This window comes from Pseudomonas sp. S36 (assembly GCF_016647875.1).
In the GTDB taxonomy this organism is placed as follows: Bacteria; Pseudomonadota; Gammaproteobacteria; order Pseudomonadales; family Pseudomonadaceae; genus Aquipseudomonas; species Aquipseudomonas parafulva.
This window is the reverse complement of record NZ_JACVVG010000009.1, coordinates 1-15,181: the sequence shown is the minus strand read 5'-3', so window position 1 is coordinate 15,181 and position 15,181 is coordinate 1. Positions and strand designations below refer to the sequence as shown.

Sequence of the window (15,181 nt, the reverse complement as noted above, 5' to 3'; positions counted from 1 at the left end):
AGGACAGCAACGATGTCGGACTACATTCAAGAGCAGGACGCGCCGGCCAGCAGCCCCAGCCGTCGTGAAGAACGCAAGATCATTTTCGCGTCATCCCTCGGGACGGTTTTCGAGTGGTATGACTTTTTTCTCTATGGCGCGCTGGCAGCCGTCATCAGCAAGCAGTTTTTCGCCGGCGTCAACGACACCACCGCCTTCATCTTTGCCCTCATGGCATTTGCTGCAGGCTTCCTTGTGCGGCCCTTCGGGGCACTGGTGTTTGGCCGGCTAGGTGACATGATCGGCCGCAAGTACACCTTCCTGATCACCATCGTGCTGATGGGGCTGTCCACCTTCGCCGTGGGGCTGTTGCCCACCTACGCCAGTATCGGTATCGCCGCGCCCATCATTTTGGTGGTGTTGCGCATGCTTCAGGGGCTGGCCCTGGGTGGTGAGTACGGGGGCGCGGCCACTTATGTAGCCGAGCATGCACCGCCCGGCAAGCGCGGTTTCCATACCGGGTTCATTCAGTCCACGGCCACCCTCGGCCTGTTGCTGTCATTGCTGGTGGTGCTGGGTAGCCGGTACATCAGTGGCGACCAGTTCGAAACCTGGGGCTGGCGCTTGCCGTTCCTGCTGTCGATCGTGCTGCTGGGCATTTCTACCTGGATCCGCATGAGCATGCACGAGTCGCCTGCGTTCGTGAAAATGAAGGCCCAGGGCAAGGTCAGCAAGTCGCCTATTCGTGAATCGTTCACGTCCTGGCCCAACCTTAAAGTGGTACTCACGGCGCTGTTCAGCATCAACGCCGGGCAGGCGGTCACGTTCTATACAGCGCAGTTCTACGTGCTGTTCTTCATGACCCAGATGCTGAAGATGGACGCTGCCCAGGCCAATACCCTGCTGATCATCAGCGTGGTGATTGGCGCGCCCTTCTTCGTGTTCTTCGGCTGGCTGTCGGACAGAATCGGCCGTAAACCCATCCTGATGCTTGGGTTGCTGCTGGCCACGGTGCTGTACTTCCCGCTGTTCAAAGCCTTGAGCTTTTACGCCAACCCCCAGATCGACAACGCCAGCCGACAGGCGCCGATCGTTGTGACCGCAGACCCTAAAGGCTGTACCTTCCAGTTCGACCCTGTGGGCAAGGCACGCTTCGACAGCCCCTGCGACAAGGTCAAGACATTCCTGGTGAAACAGGGCCTGCCCTACAGCTCTGTGGCAGTGGCCGGTAGTGACGTGGTGGTGAACATCGGTGACAAGACCATCAATGGCTATGATGAAACGGCCATGCGCGCCGCCGTTGAACAAGCGGGTTACCCTGCCAAGGCTGACCCTGCTCAGGTGAACCAGGTGATGGTGGTGGTGTTGATCGTAGCCATGATCCTGATCGCTACCATGACCTATGGCCCGCTGGCCGCCGTGATGGTGGAACTGTTCCCCACCCGCATCCGCTACACCTCGATGTCGCTGCCCTACCACATTGGCAACGGCTGGTTCGGCGGGTTTCTGCCGACGGTTTCGTTTGCGTTGGTGGTGTATACCGGCGATATCTTCTATGGGCTGTGGTACCCAGTGCTGATTACTGGCATCAGCCTGGTGGTGGGGATCTTCTGCCTGAAAGAGACCAAGGATGTAGATATCGACAAGGTGTGAAGCCGACCACACTAAGTGGGGGCTGCAGCGCAGCCCCTGTCACCTCAAACTGGCCCAGGACCTAACGGCCAGTTTTTTTATGCCCTAAAAAAACTTATGCACGATTTTCGCGAAAAAACCATACAAGGAAATATGTAATTGATTCAGTTAGTTAGGTTTGATTTCCTGCAATTGATCCATAAATTGCACACACGTTATCCACAGATCAGGAGGCACTGTTTACCTGAGCGTTTTCCTCAACAGGCGGCAGCGATCCCAGCGCACGTTGCGTCGCTTCGTTCCAGGCAGCGGCGCGGTCGTTCAGCTCCGCAATGGCTCGCGGGCCCGTGCCGTTGGCATACATGGGCTCGCCAATCACCACCTCGATGGTGCCAGCACGTTTGCCCCAGCCTGTCTTGGGCCAGTATTTACCTGCGTTGTGGGCAATAGGCAGCACCGGCAACCCAGCATTGACCGCCAAGGCCGTACCACCCCGGGAGAATTTGCCGACGGTGCCAAACGGCACACGCGTACCCTCCGGGAAAATCAGCACCCAGGTTTTCTGCTTGAGCAATTCATCGCCTTTGCTGGCGACCTGCCGCAGCGCTTCCTTGGGGTTGTCACGGTTGATTGCGATGGGCCTCAGCATGGCCATGGCCCAGCCAAAGAACGGCACGTACAACAGCTCGCGCTTGAGCACCTGGCTCAGGGGCGAAAAATACTGGGACAGGAAAAACGTCTCCCAGGTGCTCTGGTGGTTCGACAGGATCACGCAGGGCACAGCCGGCACGTTCTCGGCGCCTGTGATCTTGTAATCGATGCCAACCATCACGCGGGCGAGGAACACCGCGCAGCGGCACCAATACACGTTGATGAACCGGTAGCGCTTGGGGAACGACAGAAACGGCGCGATGAAGAAGCTCAGCGAGCACCACAGCAACGAACTGGTGCCCAGCAGCAGGTAAAAAAGAAAGACTCTGATCGCCTGCAGGATCGACATAGTGGTTTGTACCATTGCGGGGCCTGCCCGCTGCATGAAAATGCGCCTGGCGGCGCACTGTTTAGATTAGTTCTCTGGCGATAGCCGCCAGGTCGTCGAAAATCAAGGTGGATTCTGGAACGCCCTTCGCCAGGGTTCGTTCACCTTTGCCGGTTTTCACCAGCACAGGTTGGGCACCCACGGCCAGCGCGGCCTGAAGGTCACCGGTGCTGTCGCCAACGAACCACACGCCCTGAAGGTCGGCCTTGTAGTGGCTGGCGATGGCCCGCAGCATGCCCGGCCTGGGTTTGCGGCAGTCGCAACCCTCGTCGGGCCCGTGCGGGCAATAAACGATGTGGCCCACCCCGCCACCCTGCTCGGCCACCAGCGCGCGCAGGCGCGCGTGCATGGCCTCGAGGGTGGCGACGGTGTAATAGCCACGGGCAATACCGGACTGGTTGGTGGCCACGGCCACCGTCCAGCCCGCTTTGCTCAGCTGCGCGATCGCCTCGATCGAGCCTGGGATGGGTACCCACTCGTCCAGCGTCTTGATGTAGGCGTCGGAGTCATGGTTGATCACCCCGTCACGATCGAGTATCAGCAGCTTCACGGCTTACCCCAGCAGCGAAATATCAGCCACGCCCAGGAACAGACCGCGCAGGCGGCTGAGCAGGGCATATCGGTTGGCACGCACTTTGGCATCTTCGGCATTCACCATGACCGCCTCGAAGAAGGCGTCGACCGGATCACGCAGGGCCGCCAGGCGCGCCAGCGACTCGCTGTACTGGCGCGCTGCAGCCATCGGTTGCACGGCCTGGTCGGCCTGCTGGATGGCCGAGTACAGGGAGAACTCGTTGGCGTTGTCGAAGTACTTGGGCTCGACCTGTTCGGCGATGGCGCCTTCGGCCTTGCTCAGCAGGTTCGACACACGCTTGTTGACGGCAGCCAGTGCTTCGGCTTCGGGCAACTTGCGGAACGCCTGCACGGCTTGGACGCGCTGGTCGAAGTCCAGGGCCGAACCTGGCTGCAGGGCGCGTACCGAGAGGTAAGTGGCAACATCGATGCCTTCATCTTCGTAGCGCGCACGCAGGCGGTCGAAGATGAATTCCAGCACCTGTTCGGCCAGCCCGGCAGTTTTGACCTTGGCGCCGTACTGCTTGACCGCGAACTGCACTGCACCGGTCAGGTCCAGGTCCAGCTGTTTCTCGATCAGAATACGCAGCACACCCAGCGCTGCACGGCGCAGGGCGTACGGGTCTTTGCTGCCGGTGGGCAGCATGCCGATACCGAAGATACCCACCAGCGTGTCGAGCTTGTCGGCGATGGCCACGGCAGCACCGGTGAGGGTCTGCGGCAGCTCGGCACCCGCGCCGCGGGGCATGTACTGCTCGTTCAGGGCCAAGGCGACGTCTTGTGGCTCACCGTCGTTGAGTGCGTAGTAGTAGCCGGCAACGCCCTGCATCTCGGGGAACTCGCCGACCATTTCGGTGGCCAGGTCGCACTTGGACAGCAGCCCGGCACGGCCAGCGCGCTGGGCATCGCCACCGATCAGCGGGGCAATGAAAGCTGCCAGTTTGGAAACGCGCTCGGCCTTGTCGTAGACCGTACCCAGCTGGGCCTGGAATACCACGTTCTTGAGGCGTTCGTTGAAGGTTTCCAGCGGCTGCTTCTTGTCCTGCTTGAAGAAGAACTCAGCGTCGGTCAGGCGTGGGCGGACCACTTTTTCGTTACCCTGCACGATCTGCTTGGGGTCACGGCTCTCGACGTTGGCCACGGTGATAAAGCGCGGCAGCAGCTTGCCTTCGCTGTCCAGCAGGCAGAAATACTTCTGGTTGTCCTGCATGGTGGTAATCAGTGCTTCCTGTGGCACTTCGAGGAAGCGTTCCTCGAACGAGCACACCAATGGCACAGGCCACTCGACCAGCGCGGTCACTTCGTCCAGCAGCGCTGGCGGCACGATGGCAGTGCCTTCCTGCTGCATGGCCAATTCGGCGGTGCGCTTGGCGATCAGGTCGCGACGCTCGGCGAAGTCTGCCAGCACATGGGCCTTGCGCAGGTCTTCGACGTAGTTGGCCGGGGCAGTGATGGCGACGTTTTCCGGGTGATGGAAGCGGTGGCCACGGGAATCACGGCCAGCTTTTTGCGACAGGATGGTGCAGTCGACCACCTGATCGCCCAGCAGCATCACCAGCCACTGGGTTGGGCGCACGAACTCTTCACGGCTTGCCGCCCAGCGCATGCGCTTGGGAATGGGCAGGTCGTTGAGCGAATCTTCGACGATGGTCGGCAGCAGGCCTGCGGTCGCCTTGCCCGGGATGTGCTGGGAGAAGCGCAGCTTCGGGCCGCTCTGGTCGATATCGGCCAGCTCCACGCCGCACTTCTTGGCAAAGCCCAGGGCGGCCTGGGTTGGTTCGCCTTCGGCATTGAAGGCTGCCTGCAGGGGCGGGCCGTCGATGTTGATGCTGCGGTCAGGCTGCTGCACGTCCAGCTGGCGAATCAGCACGGCCAGGCGACGCGGCGCTGCGTACATGGACTTGCCGGTGTAGTTCAGGCCGGCGGCCTGCAGGCCCTTTTCGATGCCTGCCAGAAACGCCTCGCCCAGGCTGGCGAGGGCCTTGGGTGGCAGCTCTTCGGTGCCCAGTTCTACCAGGAAATCTTGAGCACTCATTGTGCAGCCTCCAGCTTAGCCAACACTTCGTCACGCAGTTCAGGGGTGGCCATCGGGAAGCCCAGGCGTGCGCGGGCTTGCAGATAGCTTTGCGCCACGTCCCGGGCCAGGGTACGCACACGCAGGATGTAGCGCTGGCGCTCGGTCACCGAGATGGCGCGGCGGGCGTCCAGCAGGTTGAAGGTGTGAGAGGCCTTCAGCACCATTTCGTAGGTCGGCAGCGGCAGCTCCAGCTTGATCAGGCGGTTGGCTTCGCTTTCGTAGAAATCGAACAGCTCGAACAGTTTTTCCACATTGGCGTGTTCGAAGTTGTAGGTGGACTGCTCAACTTCGTTCTGGTGGAACACGTCGCCGTAGCTGACCTTGCCGAACGGGCCGTCGGCCCAGACCAGGTCGTACACCGAATCCACACCCTGGATGTACATGGCCAGGCGCTCGAGGCCGTAGGTGATTTCACCGGTAACCGGGTAGCACTCGATGCCGCCTACCTGCTGGAAGTAGGTGAACTGGGTGACTTCCATGCCGTTGAGCCAGATTTCCCAGCCCAGGCCCCAGGCGCCGAGGGTTGGCGATTCCCAGTTGTCCTCGACGAAGCGGATGTCGTGCACCAGCGGGTCCAGGCCGATGGCTTTCAGCGAGCCGAGGTACAGCTCCTGGAAGTTGGCCGGGTTGGGCTTGAGCACTACCTGGAACTGGTAGTAGTGCTGCAGGCGGTTGGGGTTCTCGCCATACCGCCCGTCGGCAGGGCGACGGCTAGGCTGCACGTAGGCGGCGTTCCAGGTTTCTGGGCCGATGGCGCGCAGGAACGTGGCGGTGTGGAAAGTGCCGGCGCCTACTTCCATATCGTAGGGCTGAAGCACCACACAACCTTGCTCGGCCCAGTAGTTCTGCAGGGCGAGGATCAGGTCTTGGAAGGTACGCACGGCTGGCGTAGGCTGGCTCACGAAATTCACCTGTATCTGGGGATGCGGATGTAAAGAGCGGGAGTATAACCTGATTCGCCTCGCCCTCTACTCATTGGAGCCTTATGCCACGCTGCTTTTGGTGTACCGACGACCCGTTGTACCAGGCCTACCACGACCAGGAATGGGGGACACCCCAGCGTGACCCGGCGTTGCTCTTCGAGATGCTTTTGCTCGAAGGGTTCCAGGCTGGCCTTTCGTGGATCACCGTGCTGCGCAAGCGCGAGCGTTACCGCGAGGTGCTGTATGGCTTCGACCCGGTGAAACTGGCGGCCATGGACGACGACCGCATCGACGTACTGATGCAGGACGCCGGCATCATTCGTAACCGCCTCAAGCTCAAGGCCGCCCGGCGCAACGCTCAGGCCTGGCTGGCTGTGGATAACCCCGCCCAATGGCTATGGTCGTTCGTGGGCGGTGAACCGAAAATCAACCATTTCACCGGGCGCAGCGACATACCTGCCGTGACCGAGGAAGCCAAAGCCATGAGCAAGGCGCTGCAGAAAGCCGGCTTCACGTTTGTCGGGCCCACCATCTGTTACGCCTTCATGCAGGCCACTGGCATGGTCATGGACCACACCACCGACTGTGATCGCTACCCCGCCTTGTGCCGCTGAAGGGTTACAATGCCCGCCTTGCTGAAATAAGGAATTAGCCTGTGGAAAAGTTCAAGGGCGCCCTGATGGTCGGGGTGCTGCGCCTGTTCGCCAAGCTACCCTGGGGCGCCGTGCAGCGCGTGGGCGCTGGTATCGGCTGGTTGATGTGGAAAGTGCCCAACGGGTCGCGCAATGTGGTGCGCATCAACCTGGCCAAATGCTTCCCGGAAATGGACCCGGTTGCCCGTGAGCAACTGGTTGGCCAGGCACTGCGTGACATCGGCAAGTCCTTCGTCGAAAGCGCCTGTGCATGGATCTGGCCACCGCAGCGCTCCCTGGACCTGGTGAAAGAAGTGCATGGCCTGGAAGTACTGCAGCAGGCCCTGGCTTCGGGCAAAGGGGTGGTTGGCATCACCAGCCACCTGGGCAACTGGGAGGTGCTCAACCACTTCTATTGCAACCAGTGCAAACCGATCATTTTCTACCGCCCGCCCAAGCTCAAGGCGGTGGACGACCTGCTGCGCGAGCAACGGGTGCAGATGGGCAACCGCGTGGCGCCGTCGACCAAGGAAGGCATCCTGAGCGTGATCAAGGAAGTGCGCCGTGGCGGCCAGGTGGGTATCCCGGCCGACCCAGAGCCTGCGGAATCGGCAGGCGTGTTCGTGCCGTTTCTCGGCACCCAGGCGCTGACCAGCAAGTTTGTGCCGAACATGCTGGCCGGCGGCAAGGCGGTGGGGGTGTTCCTGCATGCGCTGCGCTTGCCCGACGGCTCGGGCTTCAAGGTGTTCCTGGAGGCAGCCCCGCAGGACATGTACAGCACCGATGTGAACGTGTCGGCGGCGGCGATGAGCAAGGTGGTGGAGCGTTATGTGCGCGAGTACCCCAGCCAGTACATGTGGAGCATGAAGCGCTTCAAGAAGCGCCCGGAAGGCGAACCGCGCTGGTATTGAGTCAGCCTGCTGTAGCCGGTACCCAGTGGGAGCGGGTTTACCCGCGAATGCAATGTTGGCTTCACCGACGCATTCGCGGGTGAACCCGCTCCCACTGGGGCCGCGTTAACCCGCTGCTTTATCGAGTTTCTTCAGAAACACCGTCATCTCTTTCTCGGCCTGCTTGTCCCCATGGGCCTGTGCCGCCACCATCCCGTCCTCCCAGGCCTTGCGCGCCGCCGGCAGGTCGCCTTGCAGCTGGTACGCCTTGCCCAGCAGCTTCCAGGCTGCGGAATACTTCGGGTCCTGCTGCACACACCGCGCCAGGTGAATGGCCGCTTCTGTACCGTTGCCTTCATCCAGCCAGGTCTTGCCCAGGCCAAACCTCAGCAGCGGGTTATCCACACCCTTGGCCAGCATCTTTTCCAGTGACTCCCGCATGCGCCCTGCTCCTAGAAGAAACTCAAGCCGACGTGGAACAGCTTCTCCACATCGCGAATATGCTTTTTATCCACAACGAACAGGATCACATGGTCCCCGGACTCGATCACCGTCGCGTCATGGGCAATGAGCACGCCTTCGTCACGGATGATGGCGCCAATGGTGGTACCGGGCGGCAGGTCGATGGCTTCGATGGCCTTGCCAACCACCTTGCTCGACTTGGAATCACCATGGGCCACTGCCTCGATGGCCTCGGCAGCGCCACGGCGCAGGGAGTGCACGCTGACGATATCGCCCCGGCGCACATGGGCCAGCAAGGTGCCGATGGTGGCCAGCTGCGGGCTGATGGCGATGTCGATTTCACCGCCCTGCACCAGGTCGACGTAGGCCGGGTTGTTGATGATGGTCATCACCTTGCGCGCGCCCAGGCGCTTGGCCAGCAGCGACGACATGATGTTGGCTTCGTCGTCGTTGGTCAGGGCCAGGAAAATATCCGCATCGGCGATGTTTTCTTCCAGCATCAGGTCTTTGTCAGAGGCGCTGCCCTGCAGCACCACGGTGCTTTCCAGGTTGTCGGACAGGTACCGGCAGCGGGCCGGGTTCATCTCGATGATCTTCACCTGGTAACGGCTTTCGATGGCCTCGGCCAGGCGCTCGCCAATCTGCCCGCCGCCCGCAATGACCACGCGCTTGTTGGTTTCATCGATACGTCGCAGCTCGCCCATCACGGCGCGAATGTCTTTTTTCGCGGCAATGAAGAACACCTCGTCGTCGGCCTCGATCACCGTATCGCCTCGCGGCGTGATCGGGCGGTCGCGGCGGAAGATGGCCGCCACCCGGGTGTCAACGCTGGGCATGTGGGCGCGAATCTGGCGCAGTTGCTGGCCTACCAGCGGCCCGCCGTAGTAGGCCTTCACTGCGACCAACTGCGCCTTGCCTTCGGCGAAGTCGATCACCTGCAGGGAGCCTGGGTGCTCGATCAGGCGCTTGATGTAGTTGGTAACCACCTGTTCGGGGCTGATCAGCACATCCACGGGGATGTGGTCGTTGTCGAACAACTCTTCGCGGGTGAGGTAAGCCGTTTCACGCACCCGGGCGATCTTGGTGGGGGTGTGGAACAGCGAGTAGGCCACCTGGCACGCCACCATGTTGGTTTCGTCGCTGTTGGTGACCGCCACCAGCATGTCGGCATCGTCGGCGCCAGCCTGGCGCAGCACCGTGGGCAGCGAGCCGCGGCCCTGTACGGTGCGGATGTCCAGGCGGTCGCCCAGGTCGCGCAGGCGGTCACCGTCGGTGTCCACCACGGTGATGTCGTTGGCCTCGCTGGCCAGGTGCTCGGCCAGGGTACCGCCTACCTGGCCAGCGCCGAGGATGATGATCTTCATCCGCTACTCCCTACCCGTTGTGCTTAACCGCGCGCGGCGGCGATCTTGATCAGCTTGGCATAGTAGAAGCCATCGTGGCCGCCTTCCTGGGCCAGCAACTGGCGGCCGTGGGGCTGGCGCAGGCCGGCTTCGGTGGCCAGGTCCAGCTCGCGGGCACCCGGGGTACGCGCCAGGAAGGCGTCGATTACCTCGGTGTTCTCGGTCGGCAAGCTGGAGCAGGTGGCGTACAACAGCATGCCCCCCACTTCCAGGGTGGGCCACAAGGCGTCGAGCAGCTCGCCTTGCAAGGCGGCCAGTGCCGGAATGTCATCCGCCTGGCGGGTTAGCTTGATGTCCGGGTGGCGGCGGATCACGCCGGTGGCCGAGCACGGTGCATCCAGCAAGATGCGCTGGAACGGCTTGCCGTCCCACCAGCTTGCCGTGTCGCGGGCATCGCAGGCGATCAGCTCGGCCTGAAGTTGCAGGCGCTCGAGGTTTTCGCGCACGCGCGTCAGGCGCTTGGCTTCCAGATCGACGGCGACCACGTGGCCCAGCCCGGCCTCGGCTTCCAGCAGGTGGCACGTCTTGCCGCCCGGGGCGCAGCAGGCATCGAGCACGCGCTGGCCAGGGGCCAGTTCCAGCAGGTCGGCGGCCAGTTGTGCGGCTTCGTCCTGTACGCTCACCCAGCCCTCGGCGAAGCCTGGCAGGCTGCGCACGTCGCACGCTTCGGCCAGCACGATACCGTCACGGCTGTACACGCAAGGGCTGGCGCTGATGCCAGCCTCACCCAGCAATGCCAGGTACGCGTCGCGGCTGTGGTGGCGGCGGTTGGCCCGCAGGATCATCGGCGGGTGGGCATTGTTGGCGGCGCAGATGGCTTCCCATTGCTCAGGCCAGAAGGCCTTCAGGGCCTTTTGCAGCCAGCGCGGGTGCGCGGTACGTACCACCGGGTCGCGCTGCATGTCAGCCAGCAGTGCGTCACCTTCGCGCTGTGCCCGGCGCAGCACGGCATTGAGCAGTGCCTTGGCCCAAGGCTTTTTCAGCTTGTCGGCGCAGCCAACGGTTTCGCCAATGGCTGCGTGGGCGGGAATACGGGTATGGAACAGCTGATACAGGCCCACCAGCAACAGGGCCTGCACATCGGCATCGGCGGCCTTGAAGGGCTTTTGCAGCAACTGGGCGGCCAGCAGTTCCAGCCTGGGCTGCCAGCGTGCAGTGCCGAATGCCAGGTCCTGAGTCAACCCGCGGTCGCGCTCTTCCACCTTGTCCAGCTGGGCCGGCAGTGAGCTGTTGAGCGAAGCCTTGCCGCTGAGTACAGCGGCCAGCGCACGGGCGGCGGCGAGGCGAGGGTTCATTGGCCCAGCACCTTGCCGGCGGCGAACTTCTCGCGGCGGCTGTTGAACAGGTCGCTGAAGTTCAAGGCCTTGCCACCCGGCAGCTGCACGCGGGTCAGGCTCAGGGCCTGGTCACCGCACGCAACGACGAGGCCATCCTTGCTGGCGGACAGGATCTCGCCCGGGTTGCCCTGGCCTGTGGATAAATTGGCGGCCAGCACCTTGAGGCTTTCACCATCCAGGGTGCTGTGGCACACCGGCCAAGGGTTGAAAGCGCGCACCAGGCGCTCCAGCTCGACGGCTGGGCGGTGCCAGTCGATACGCGCTTCGTCCTTGTTCAGCTTGTGCGCGTAGGTGGCCTGTGCATCGTTCTGCACTTCACCCTGCAGCGAACCGTCGGCCAGCCCGGCAATGGCCTGAATCACGGCAGGCGGGCCCATCTCGGCCAGGCGGTCATGCAAGCTGCCGCCGGTGTCTTCAGGGCTGATCGGGGTGGCGACCTTCAGCAGCATTGGCCCGGTGTCCAGGCCGGCCTCCATGCGCATCACGGTCACGCCGCTTTCGGCATCGCCGGCTTCCACGGCGCGCTGGATTGGTGCTGCACCGCGCCAGCGTGGCAGCAGCGAGGCGTGGCTGTTGATGCAGCCCAGGCGCGGAATATCGAGCACGGCCTGCGGCAGGATCAGGCCATAGGCAACCACTACCATCAGGTCGGGCTTCAGTGCCGCCAACTCGGCCTGGGCCTCGGCATTGCGCAGCGTCGGCGGCTGGAACACCGGGATGTCATGGGCCACGGCCAGCGCCTTCACCGCGCTGGGCATCAGTTTCTGCCCACGGCCTGCAGGGCGGTCAGGTTGGGTGTAGACGGCCACGATCTCGTACGGGCTGTCGAGCAGGGCCTTGAGGTGTTCGGCAGCAAACTCGGGAGTGCCTGCAAAGACGATGCGCATGGAGTTCTCGCTTCAAAAAGAAAAAGGCTTGCCGGAGCAAGCCTTCTGCAAGGTGGGGGTCAGGCCTGCTGTCGGTGCTGTTTTTCGAGCTTTTTCTTGATCCGGTCGCGCTTGAGCTGCGACAGGTAGTCGACGAACAGCTTGCCGTTGAGGTGATCGAATTCATGCTGTACGCAGACCGCCAGCAGGCCTTCGCACTCCAGCTCGAACGGTTTGCCGTCCCGGTCCTGCGCCTTGATGCGCACCCGCAGCGGGCGGTCGACGTTCTCGTAGAAGCCAGGGACCGACAGGCAGCCTTCCTGGTACTGGCCCATGTCGTGGGTCAGTTCCTCGACCGAAGGGTTGATGAAGACGCGCGGTTCGCTGCGGTCTTCGCTGAGGTCCATCACCACCACCTGCTGGTGCACGTTGACCTGGGTGGCAGCCAGGCCGATGCCAGGGGCTTCGTACATGGTTTCAAACATGTCATCGATCAGCTGGCGCAGGGCGTCGTCGAACGCCGTCACCGGTTTGGCGATGGTGCGCAGGCGCGGGTCCGGGAATTCGAGAATGTTCAGAATGGCCATAAGGTCAGGCAGTCACTGTGCGTTTGGTTGAAAACTGAGCACACATAATAAAGGGAAACGCGGATTTCGGCACCTGGCAAGCTCGACTAGGGTGACTATTGGCTCGATAGCCCCCAGCCAATGGACAGCTTTTCAAAGTATTACCCACAGAGTTATCCACAGGTTGTGGTGGGTAGATAACCTGATTCAGATCAAGGACGATCCCTATGCCAGTTTGCCATTCTCCGCTCTGCCCACCCGCCGAGCTCGAGGCGCGGTTGCGCCTGCATCGCTTGCCCGATACAGGGCTGCGCCGCTTCAAAACCCTGCTCGACGCATTCGGCAGTGCTTCCTGCGCCTTGAGTGCGCCGGGCTCTGCCTGGCGCTCACTGGGCATCCCGCAAGCCAGCATCGACGCCAGGCGCAGTGCCGAGGTGCGCGAGGGCGCACATGCCGCAATGGCCTGGCTGGAGCGGCCTGGGCAGCATTTGCTGATGTGGGATGGCGACGGTTATCCGCCGCTGTTGGCCGAAATCGACGATGCCCCGCCGCTGCTTTTTGTCGCGGGAAACCCGTGTTTGCTCAGCCGCCCACAGCTGGCGATTGTGGGCAGCCGCCGTGCCACGCCACCTGCTGTGGATACGGCGGGGGCCTTTTCCAGGTACCTGGCGCAGGCAGGTTTTGTGATTACCAGCGGGTTGGCCGTTGGCATCGACGGTGCCGCTCATCGGGCTGCGTTGCAGGCCGGGGGCGCCACTATCGGGGTACTGGGCACGGGCTTGCAAAAACTTTATCCACAGCGGCACGTACAGTTGGCACAGGCGATGATTGAGGGCGGCAGTGCACTGGTTTCTGAGTACCCCCTGGACGCCGGGCCGCAGCCCAGCAACTTTCCCCGTCGCAACCGCATCATCAGCGGTTTGTCGTTGGGGGTACTGGTGGTGGAGGCCAGCCTGGCCAGTGGCTCGCTGATCACCGCTCGCCTTGCCGCGGAACAGGGGCGGGAGGTGTACGCCATACCGGGGTCGATTCACCACCCCGGTGCCAAGGGCTGCCATCAGCTGATCCGCGACGGCGCGCTGTTGGTGGAGACCGTGGAGCAGATCATGGACAGCCTCAAAGGCTGGCAGAACCTGCCACCGGCAGTGACGGACGCATTTGACCACCCGCTGCTGGCATTGCTGCACGCCGCCCCGCAAACCACCGAAAGCCTGGCCCACTGCAGCGAGCAGGCCCTGACCGATGTGCTGGCGCAGCTTACCGAACTGGAGCTGCAGGGGCGGGTCAGCAATCAAGCAGGGCGTTGGTTTGCCCGCGTGGGCTAAGTACACTGCTCGCAAGCAAGGTTCCTAGGTGGAGAAACATCAATGGTGAGCAGTTTTCGTGTGCAACAAGCCGCACGTGAGATCCGGGCGGGCGCAGTGATCGCCTACCCGACGGAGGCGGTCTGGGGCCTGGGCTGCGACCCGTGGAACGAGGACGCGGTGTATCGCCTGCTGGCGCTCAAGTCACGGCCTGTGGATAAAGGGCTGATCCTGATCGCCGACAACATCCGCCAGTTCGATTTTCTGTTCGAAGACTTTCCTGAAGACTGGATTGACCGAATGGCCAGTACCTGGCCTGGGCCCAACACCTGGCTGGTGTCTCATCAGGACCTGCTACCCGAGTGGGTGACGGGCCAGCACGACACCGTTGCCCTGCGGGTCAGCGACCACCCGGTAGTGCGTGAATTGTGCGCGTTGGTCGGGCCTTTTATCTCCACTTCCTGCAACCCTGGCGGGCGCCCGGCCGCGAAAACCCGGTTGCGGGTGGAGCAATATTTCCACGGCCAGCTGGACCTGGTGCTGGGTGGTGCGTTGGGGGGGCGGAAGAACCCGAGTGTGATTCGTAACTTGGCGACCGGGGAAGTTGTTCGGCCAGGGTGATGCCGGAGGTGCCCGGTTTGATGGTGTTTTCGCCTGTGAGATCGATCGTCAGGGTTTTCTGATTCTTACCCAAATGGCTGTCCGGCTAGCCATTTAGGAAATACCCTACGACCCGCGTCCCCTGCCATCACCTTTTCAGTGGGAACCGTCACCCATAGGCTTCAGCCGTCGCCGAATAACTTGGCGATCGGGTGTGGTAACCCGGATGTACCTGGGGCGTCACAGCTATGGCAGCTGTGCGCGGGAGGCGTCATGCCTGCCGGGATCGCTCTAGCCCGGTTTACCACCTCGCGTACAGCTGCCGCCTTAACCATGTGGTAATGGCTTGGCGCCGGCTTCATCGTCTGGAGCAAACCATGAAGAAGATTGTCCCCGATCCACCCCTCCCCTGCACCTCCACCCACGCATTTGGCCACTGCGACGCCGGCCATGACCACCTCTTCACCGTAAACCCCAATATCTCTGCTGAAGACGCCCTGGTTCATGTAGCCCTATACCTGCGCGGCGCCTATGAAACCGGCTACAAAGCCTTGGATTATCTGCGCGAAGAGGGCCGAGGCCTGTTCTGGGCGAACCTGCATGCGATTGAAATGGCAGAAGGTGTGATCGAGGCGATCCTCGATGGCATCGAGTCGCCGACGGGTTTACGAGAGAGGGAGTGAGGGCATACAGGTGCACGCTTTGGTGATGGTTTCGCCTGTGCGACCGAGCGCCGCCCGCGCGGCGCTCGGTCTCGTAGGCGCAGACCGTGTTGTGGCGAGCACCTGGCAGCCCTGATGCAATCTCTGCCCCGGACCCTTCACCGGCAGAATGCGATTGGGCTGGCAGGTGTTCGCCTTTCCAGGTGCAGCGCCTGGGAGATCGAGCGCCGCCCGCG

Annotated in this window: 15 protein-coding genes; 6 read left to right on the top strand and 9 right to left on the bottom strand. The window is 62.5% G+C overall.

The annotated features are described in order from the left end of the window. Nucleotides 1-12 precede the first annotated feature (12 nt). Complete coding sequence (locus IAE36_RS07255) at nucleotides 13-1,632, top strand: MFS transporter (RefSeq protein ID WP_028633187.1); 1,620 nt, start codon at nucleotides 13-15, stop codon at nucleotides 1,630-1,632. 205 nt (nucleotides 1,633-1,837) lie between these two features. Here IAE36_RS07255 and IAE36_RS07250 read toward each other — a convergent pair whose 3' ends face one another. From IAE36_RS07250 to glyQ, 4 genes are read right to left on the bottom strand one after another with little or no spacing between them, the layout of a single operon-like run. Then, complete coding sequence (locus IAE36_RS07250; protein ID WP_201162491.1) at nucleotides 1,838-2,626, bottom strand: lysophospholipid acyltransferase family protein; 789 nt, start codon at nucleotides 2,624-2,626, stop codon at nucleotides 1,838-1,840. Between the two features lie 46 nt (nucleotides 2,627-2,672). Continuing rightward, complete coding sequence (gene gmhB, locus IAE36_RS07245; protein ID WP_028633185.1) at nucleotides 2,673-3,200, bottom strand: D-glycero-beta-D-manno-heptose 1,7-bisphosphate 7-phosphatase; 528 nt, start codon at nucleotides 3,198-3,200, stop codon at nucleotides 2,673-2,675. 3 nt (nucleotides 3,201-3,203) lie between these two features. Continuing rightward, nucleotides 3,204-5,258 carry a glycine--tRNA ligase subunit beta gene (gene glyS, locus IAE36_RS07240; protein ID WP_201162489.1) on the bottom strand — a complete coding sequence of 685 codons (2,055 nt, stop codon included), beginning with the start codon at nucleotides 5,256-5,258 and terminating at the stop codon, nucleotides 3,204-3,206. Beyond that, on the bottom strand, nucleotides 5,255-6,202 hold the full coding sequence (glyQ, locus tag IAE36_RS07235; RefSeq protein ID WP_028633183.1) for a glycine--tRNA ligase subunit alpha: 948 nt from the start codon (nucleotides 6,200-6,202) through the stop codon (nucleotides 5,255-5,257). Before glyQ ends, glyS begins: the two co-directional genes overlap by 4 nt. 83 nt (nucleotides 6,203-6,285) lie before the next feature. On the opposite strand from glyQ, the gene IAE36_RS07230 reads away from it, so the two are divergent. Both IAE36_RS07230 and IAE36_RS07225 read left to right on the top strand, forming a co-directional pair. Continuing rightward, the gene (locus tag IAE36_RS07230; protein ID WP_201211499.1) at nucleotides 6,286-6,837 is read left to right on the top strand and encodes a DNA-3-methyladenine glycosylase I; all 552 of its coding nucleotides are present in this window, start codon (nucleotides 6,286-6,288) and stop codon (nucleotides 6,835-6,837) included. 41 nt (nucleotides 6,838-6,878) lie between these two features. Then, entirely contained in the window at nucleotides 6,879-7,766 is an 888-nt protein-coding gene (locus IAE36_RS07225) for a lysophospholipid acyltransferase (RefSeq protein ID WP_028633181.1), read from the top strand. Nucleotides 7,767-7,871: 105 nt separating this feature from the next. On the opposite strand, the gene IAE36_RS07220 is transcribed toward IAE36_RS07225, so the two are convergent. The 5 genes from IAE36_RS07220 to def are packed head-to-tail and all read right to left on the bottom strand — an operon-like array spanning nucleotide 7,872 to nucleotide 12,400. Next, complete coding sequence (locus IAE36_RS07220) at nucleotides 7,872-8,186, bottom strand: tetratricopeptide repeat protein (RefSeq protein WP_201211497.1); 315 nt, start codon at nucleotides 8,184-8,186, stop codon at nucleotides 7,872-7,874. A gap of 11 nt (nucleotides 8,187-8,197) precedes the next feature. Continuing rightward, nucleotides 8,198-9,571, bottom strand: a complete 1,374-nt coding sequence (trkA, locus tag IAE36_RS07215; protein ID WP_060480975.1) for a Trk system potassium transporter TrkA — start codon at nucleotides 9,569-9,571, stop codon at nucleotides 8,198-8,200. A gap of 23 nt (nucleotides 9,572-9,594) precedes the next feature. Further along, nucleotides 9,595-10,905 (bottom strand): 16S rRNA (cytosine(967)-C(5))-methyltransferase RsmB, encoded by a 1,311-nt coding sequence (rsmB, locus tag IAE36_RS07210; RefSeq protein ID WP_201211495.1) that lies wholly within the window; start codon nucleotides 10,903-10,905, stop codon nucleotides 9,595-9,597. Further along, on the bottom strand, nucleotides 10,902-11,834 hold the full coding sequence (gene fmt, locus IAE36_RS07205) for a methionyl-tRNA formyltransferase (protein WP_028633177.1): 933 nt from the start codon (nucleotides 11,832-11,834) through the stop codon (nucleotides 10,902-10,904). The genes rsmB and fmt overlap by 4 nt, the downstream gene beginning before the upstream one ends. Before the next feature lie 59 nt (nucleotides 11,835-11,893). Next, the gene (def, locus tag IAE36_RS07200) at nucleotides 11,894-12,400 is read right to left on the bottom strand and encodes a peptide deformylase (RefSeq protein WP_028633176.1); all 507 of its coding nucleotides are present in this window, start codon (nucleotides 12,398-12,400) and stop codon (nucleotides 11,894-11,896) included. 206 nt (nucleotides 12,401-12,606) lie between these two features. On the opposite strand from def, the gene dprA reads away from it, so the two are divergent. The 3 genes from dprA (at nucleotide 12,607) to IAE36_RS07185 (ending at nucleotide 14,966) form a co-directional block, all read left to right on the top strand. Continuing rightward, a complete protein-coding gene (dprA, locus tag IAE36_RS07195; RefSeq protein ID WP_201211493.1) occupies nucleotides 12,607-13,704 on the top strand; it encodes a DNA-processing protein DprA in 1,098 nt (365 codons plus the stop codon). A gap of 42 nt (nucleotides 13,705-13,746) precedes the next feature. Continuing rightward, nucleotides 13,747-14,304 (top strand): L-threonylcarbamoyladenylate synthase, encoded by a 558-nt coding sequence (locus tag IAE36_RS07190; RefSeq protein WP_201211485.1) that lies wholly within the window; start codon nucleotides 13,747-13,749, stop codon nucleotides 14,302-14,304. 356 nt (nucleotides 14,305-14,660) lie between these two features. Then, entirely contained in the window at nucleotides 14,661-14,966 is a 306-nt protein-coding gene (locus tag IAE36_RS07185; protein ID WP_201211483.1) for a hypothetical protein, read from the top strand. The last annotated feature ends 215 nt before the right edge of the window (nucleotides 14,967-15,181 follow it).

Bases quoted from the DNA above. Each gene is read 5' to 3' on its own strand.
- IAE36_RS07255 (WP_028633187.1), top strand. From the start codon at position 13: ATGTCGGACTACATTCAAGAGCAGGACGCGCCGGCCAGCAGCCCCAGC.
- IAE36_RS07250 (WP_201162491.1), bottom strand. From the start codon at position 2,626: ATGGTACAAACCACTATGTCGATCCTGCAGGCGATCAGAGTCTTTCTT.
- glyS (WP_201162489.1), bottom strand. From the start codon at position 5,258: ATGAGTGCTCAAGATTTCCTGGTAGAACTGGGCACCGAAGAGCTGCCA.
- IAE36_RS07230 (WP_201211499.1), top strand. From the start codon at position 6,286: ATGCCACGCTGCTTTTGGTGTACCGACGACCCGTTGTACCAGGCCTAC.
- IAE36_RS07220 (WP_201211497.1), bottom strand. From the start codon at position 8,186: ATGCGGGAGTCACTGGAAAAGATGCTGGCCAAGGGTGTGGATAACCCG.
- trkA (WP_060480975.1), bottom strand. From the start codon at position 9,571: ATGAAGATCATCATCCTCGGCGCTGGCCAGGTAGGCGGTACCCTGGCC.
- rsmB (WP_201211495.1), bottom strand. From the start codon at position 10,905: ATGAACCCTCGCCTCGCCGCCGCCCGTGCGCTGGCCGCTGTACTCAGC.
- fmt (WP_028633177.1), bottom strand. From the start codon at position 11,834: ATGCGCATCGTCTTTGCAGGCACTCCCGAGTTTGCTGCCGAACACCTC.
- def (WP_028633176.1), bottom strand. From the start codon at position 12,400: ATGGCCATTCTGAACATTCTCGAATTCCCGGACCCGCGCCTGCGCACC.
- dprA (WP_201211493.1), top strand. From the start codon at position 12,607: ATGCCAGTTTGCCATTCTCCGCTCTGCCCACCCGCCGAGCTCGAGGCG.
- IAE36_RS07190 (WP_201211485.1), top strand. From the start codon at position 13,747: ATGGTGAGCAGTTTTCGTGTGCAACAAGCCGCACGTGAGATCCGGGCG.
- IAE36_RS07185 (WP_201211483.1), top strand. From the start codon at position 14,661: ATGAAGAAGATTGTCCCCGATCCACCCCTCCCCTGCACCTCCACCCAC.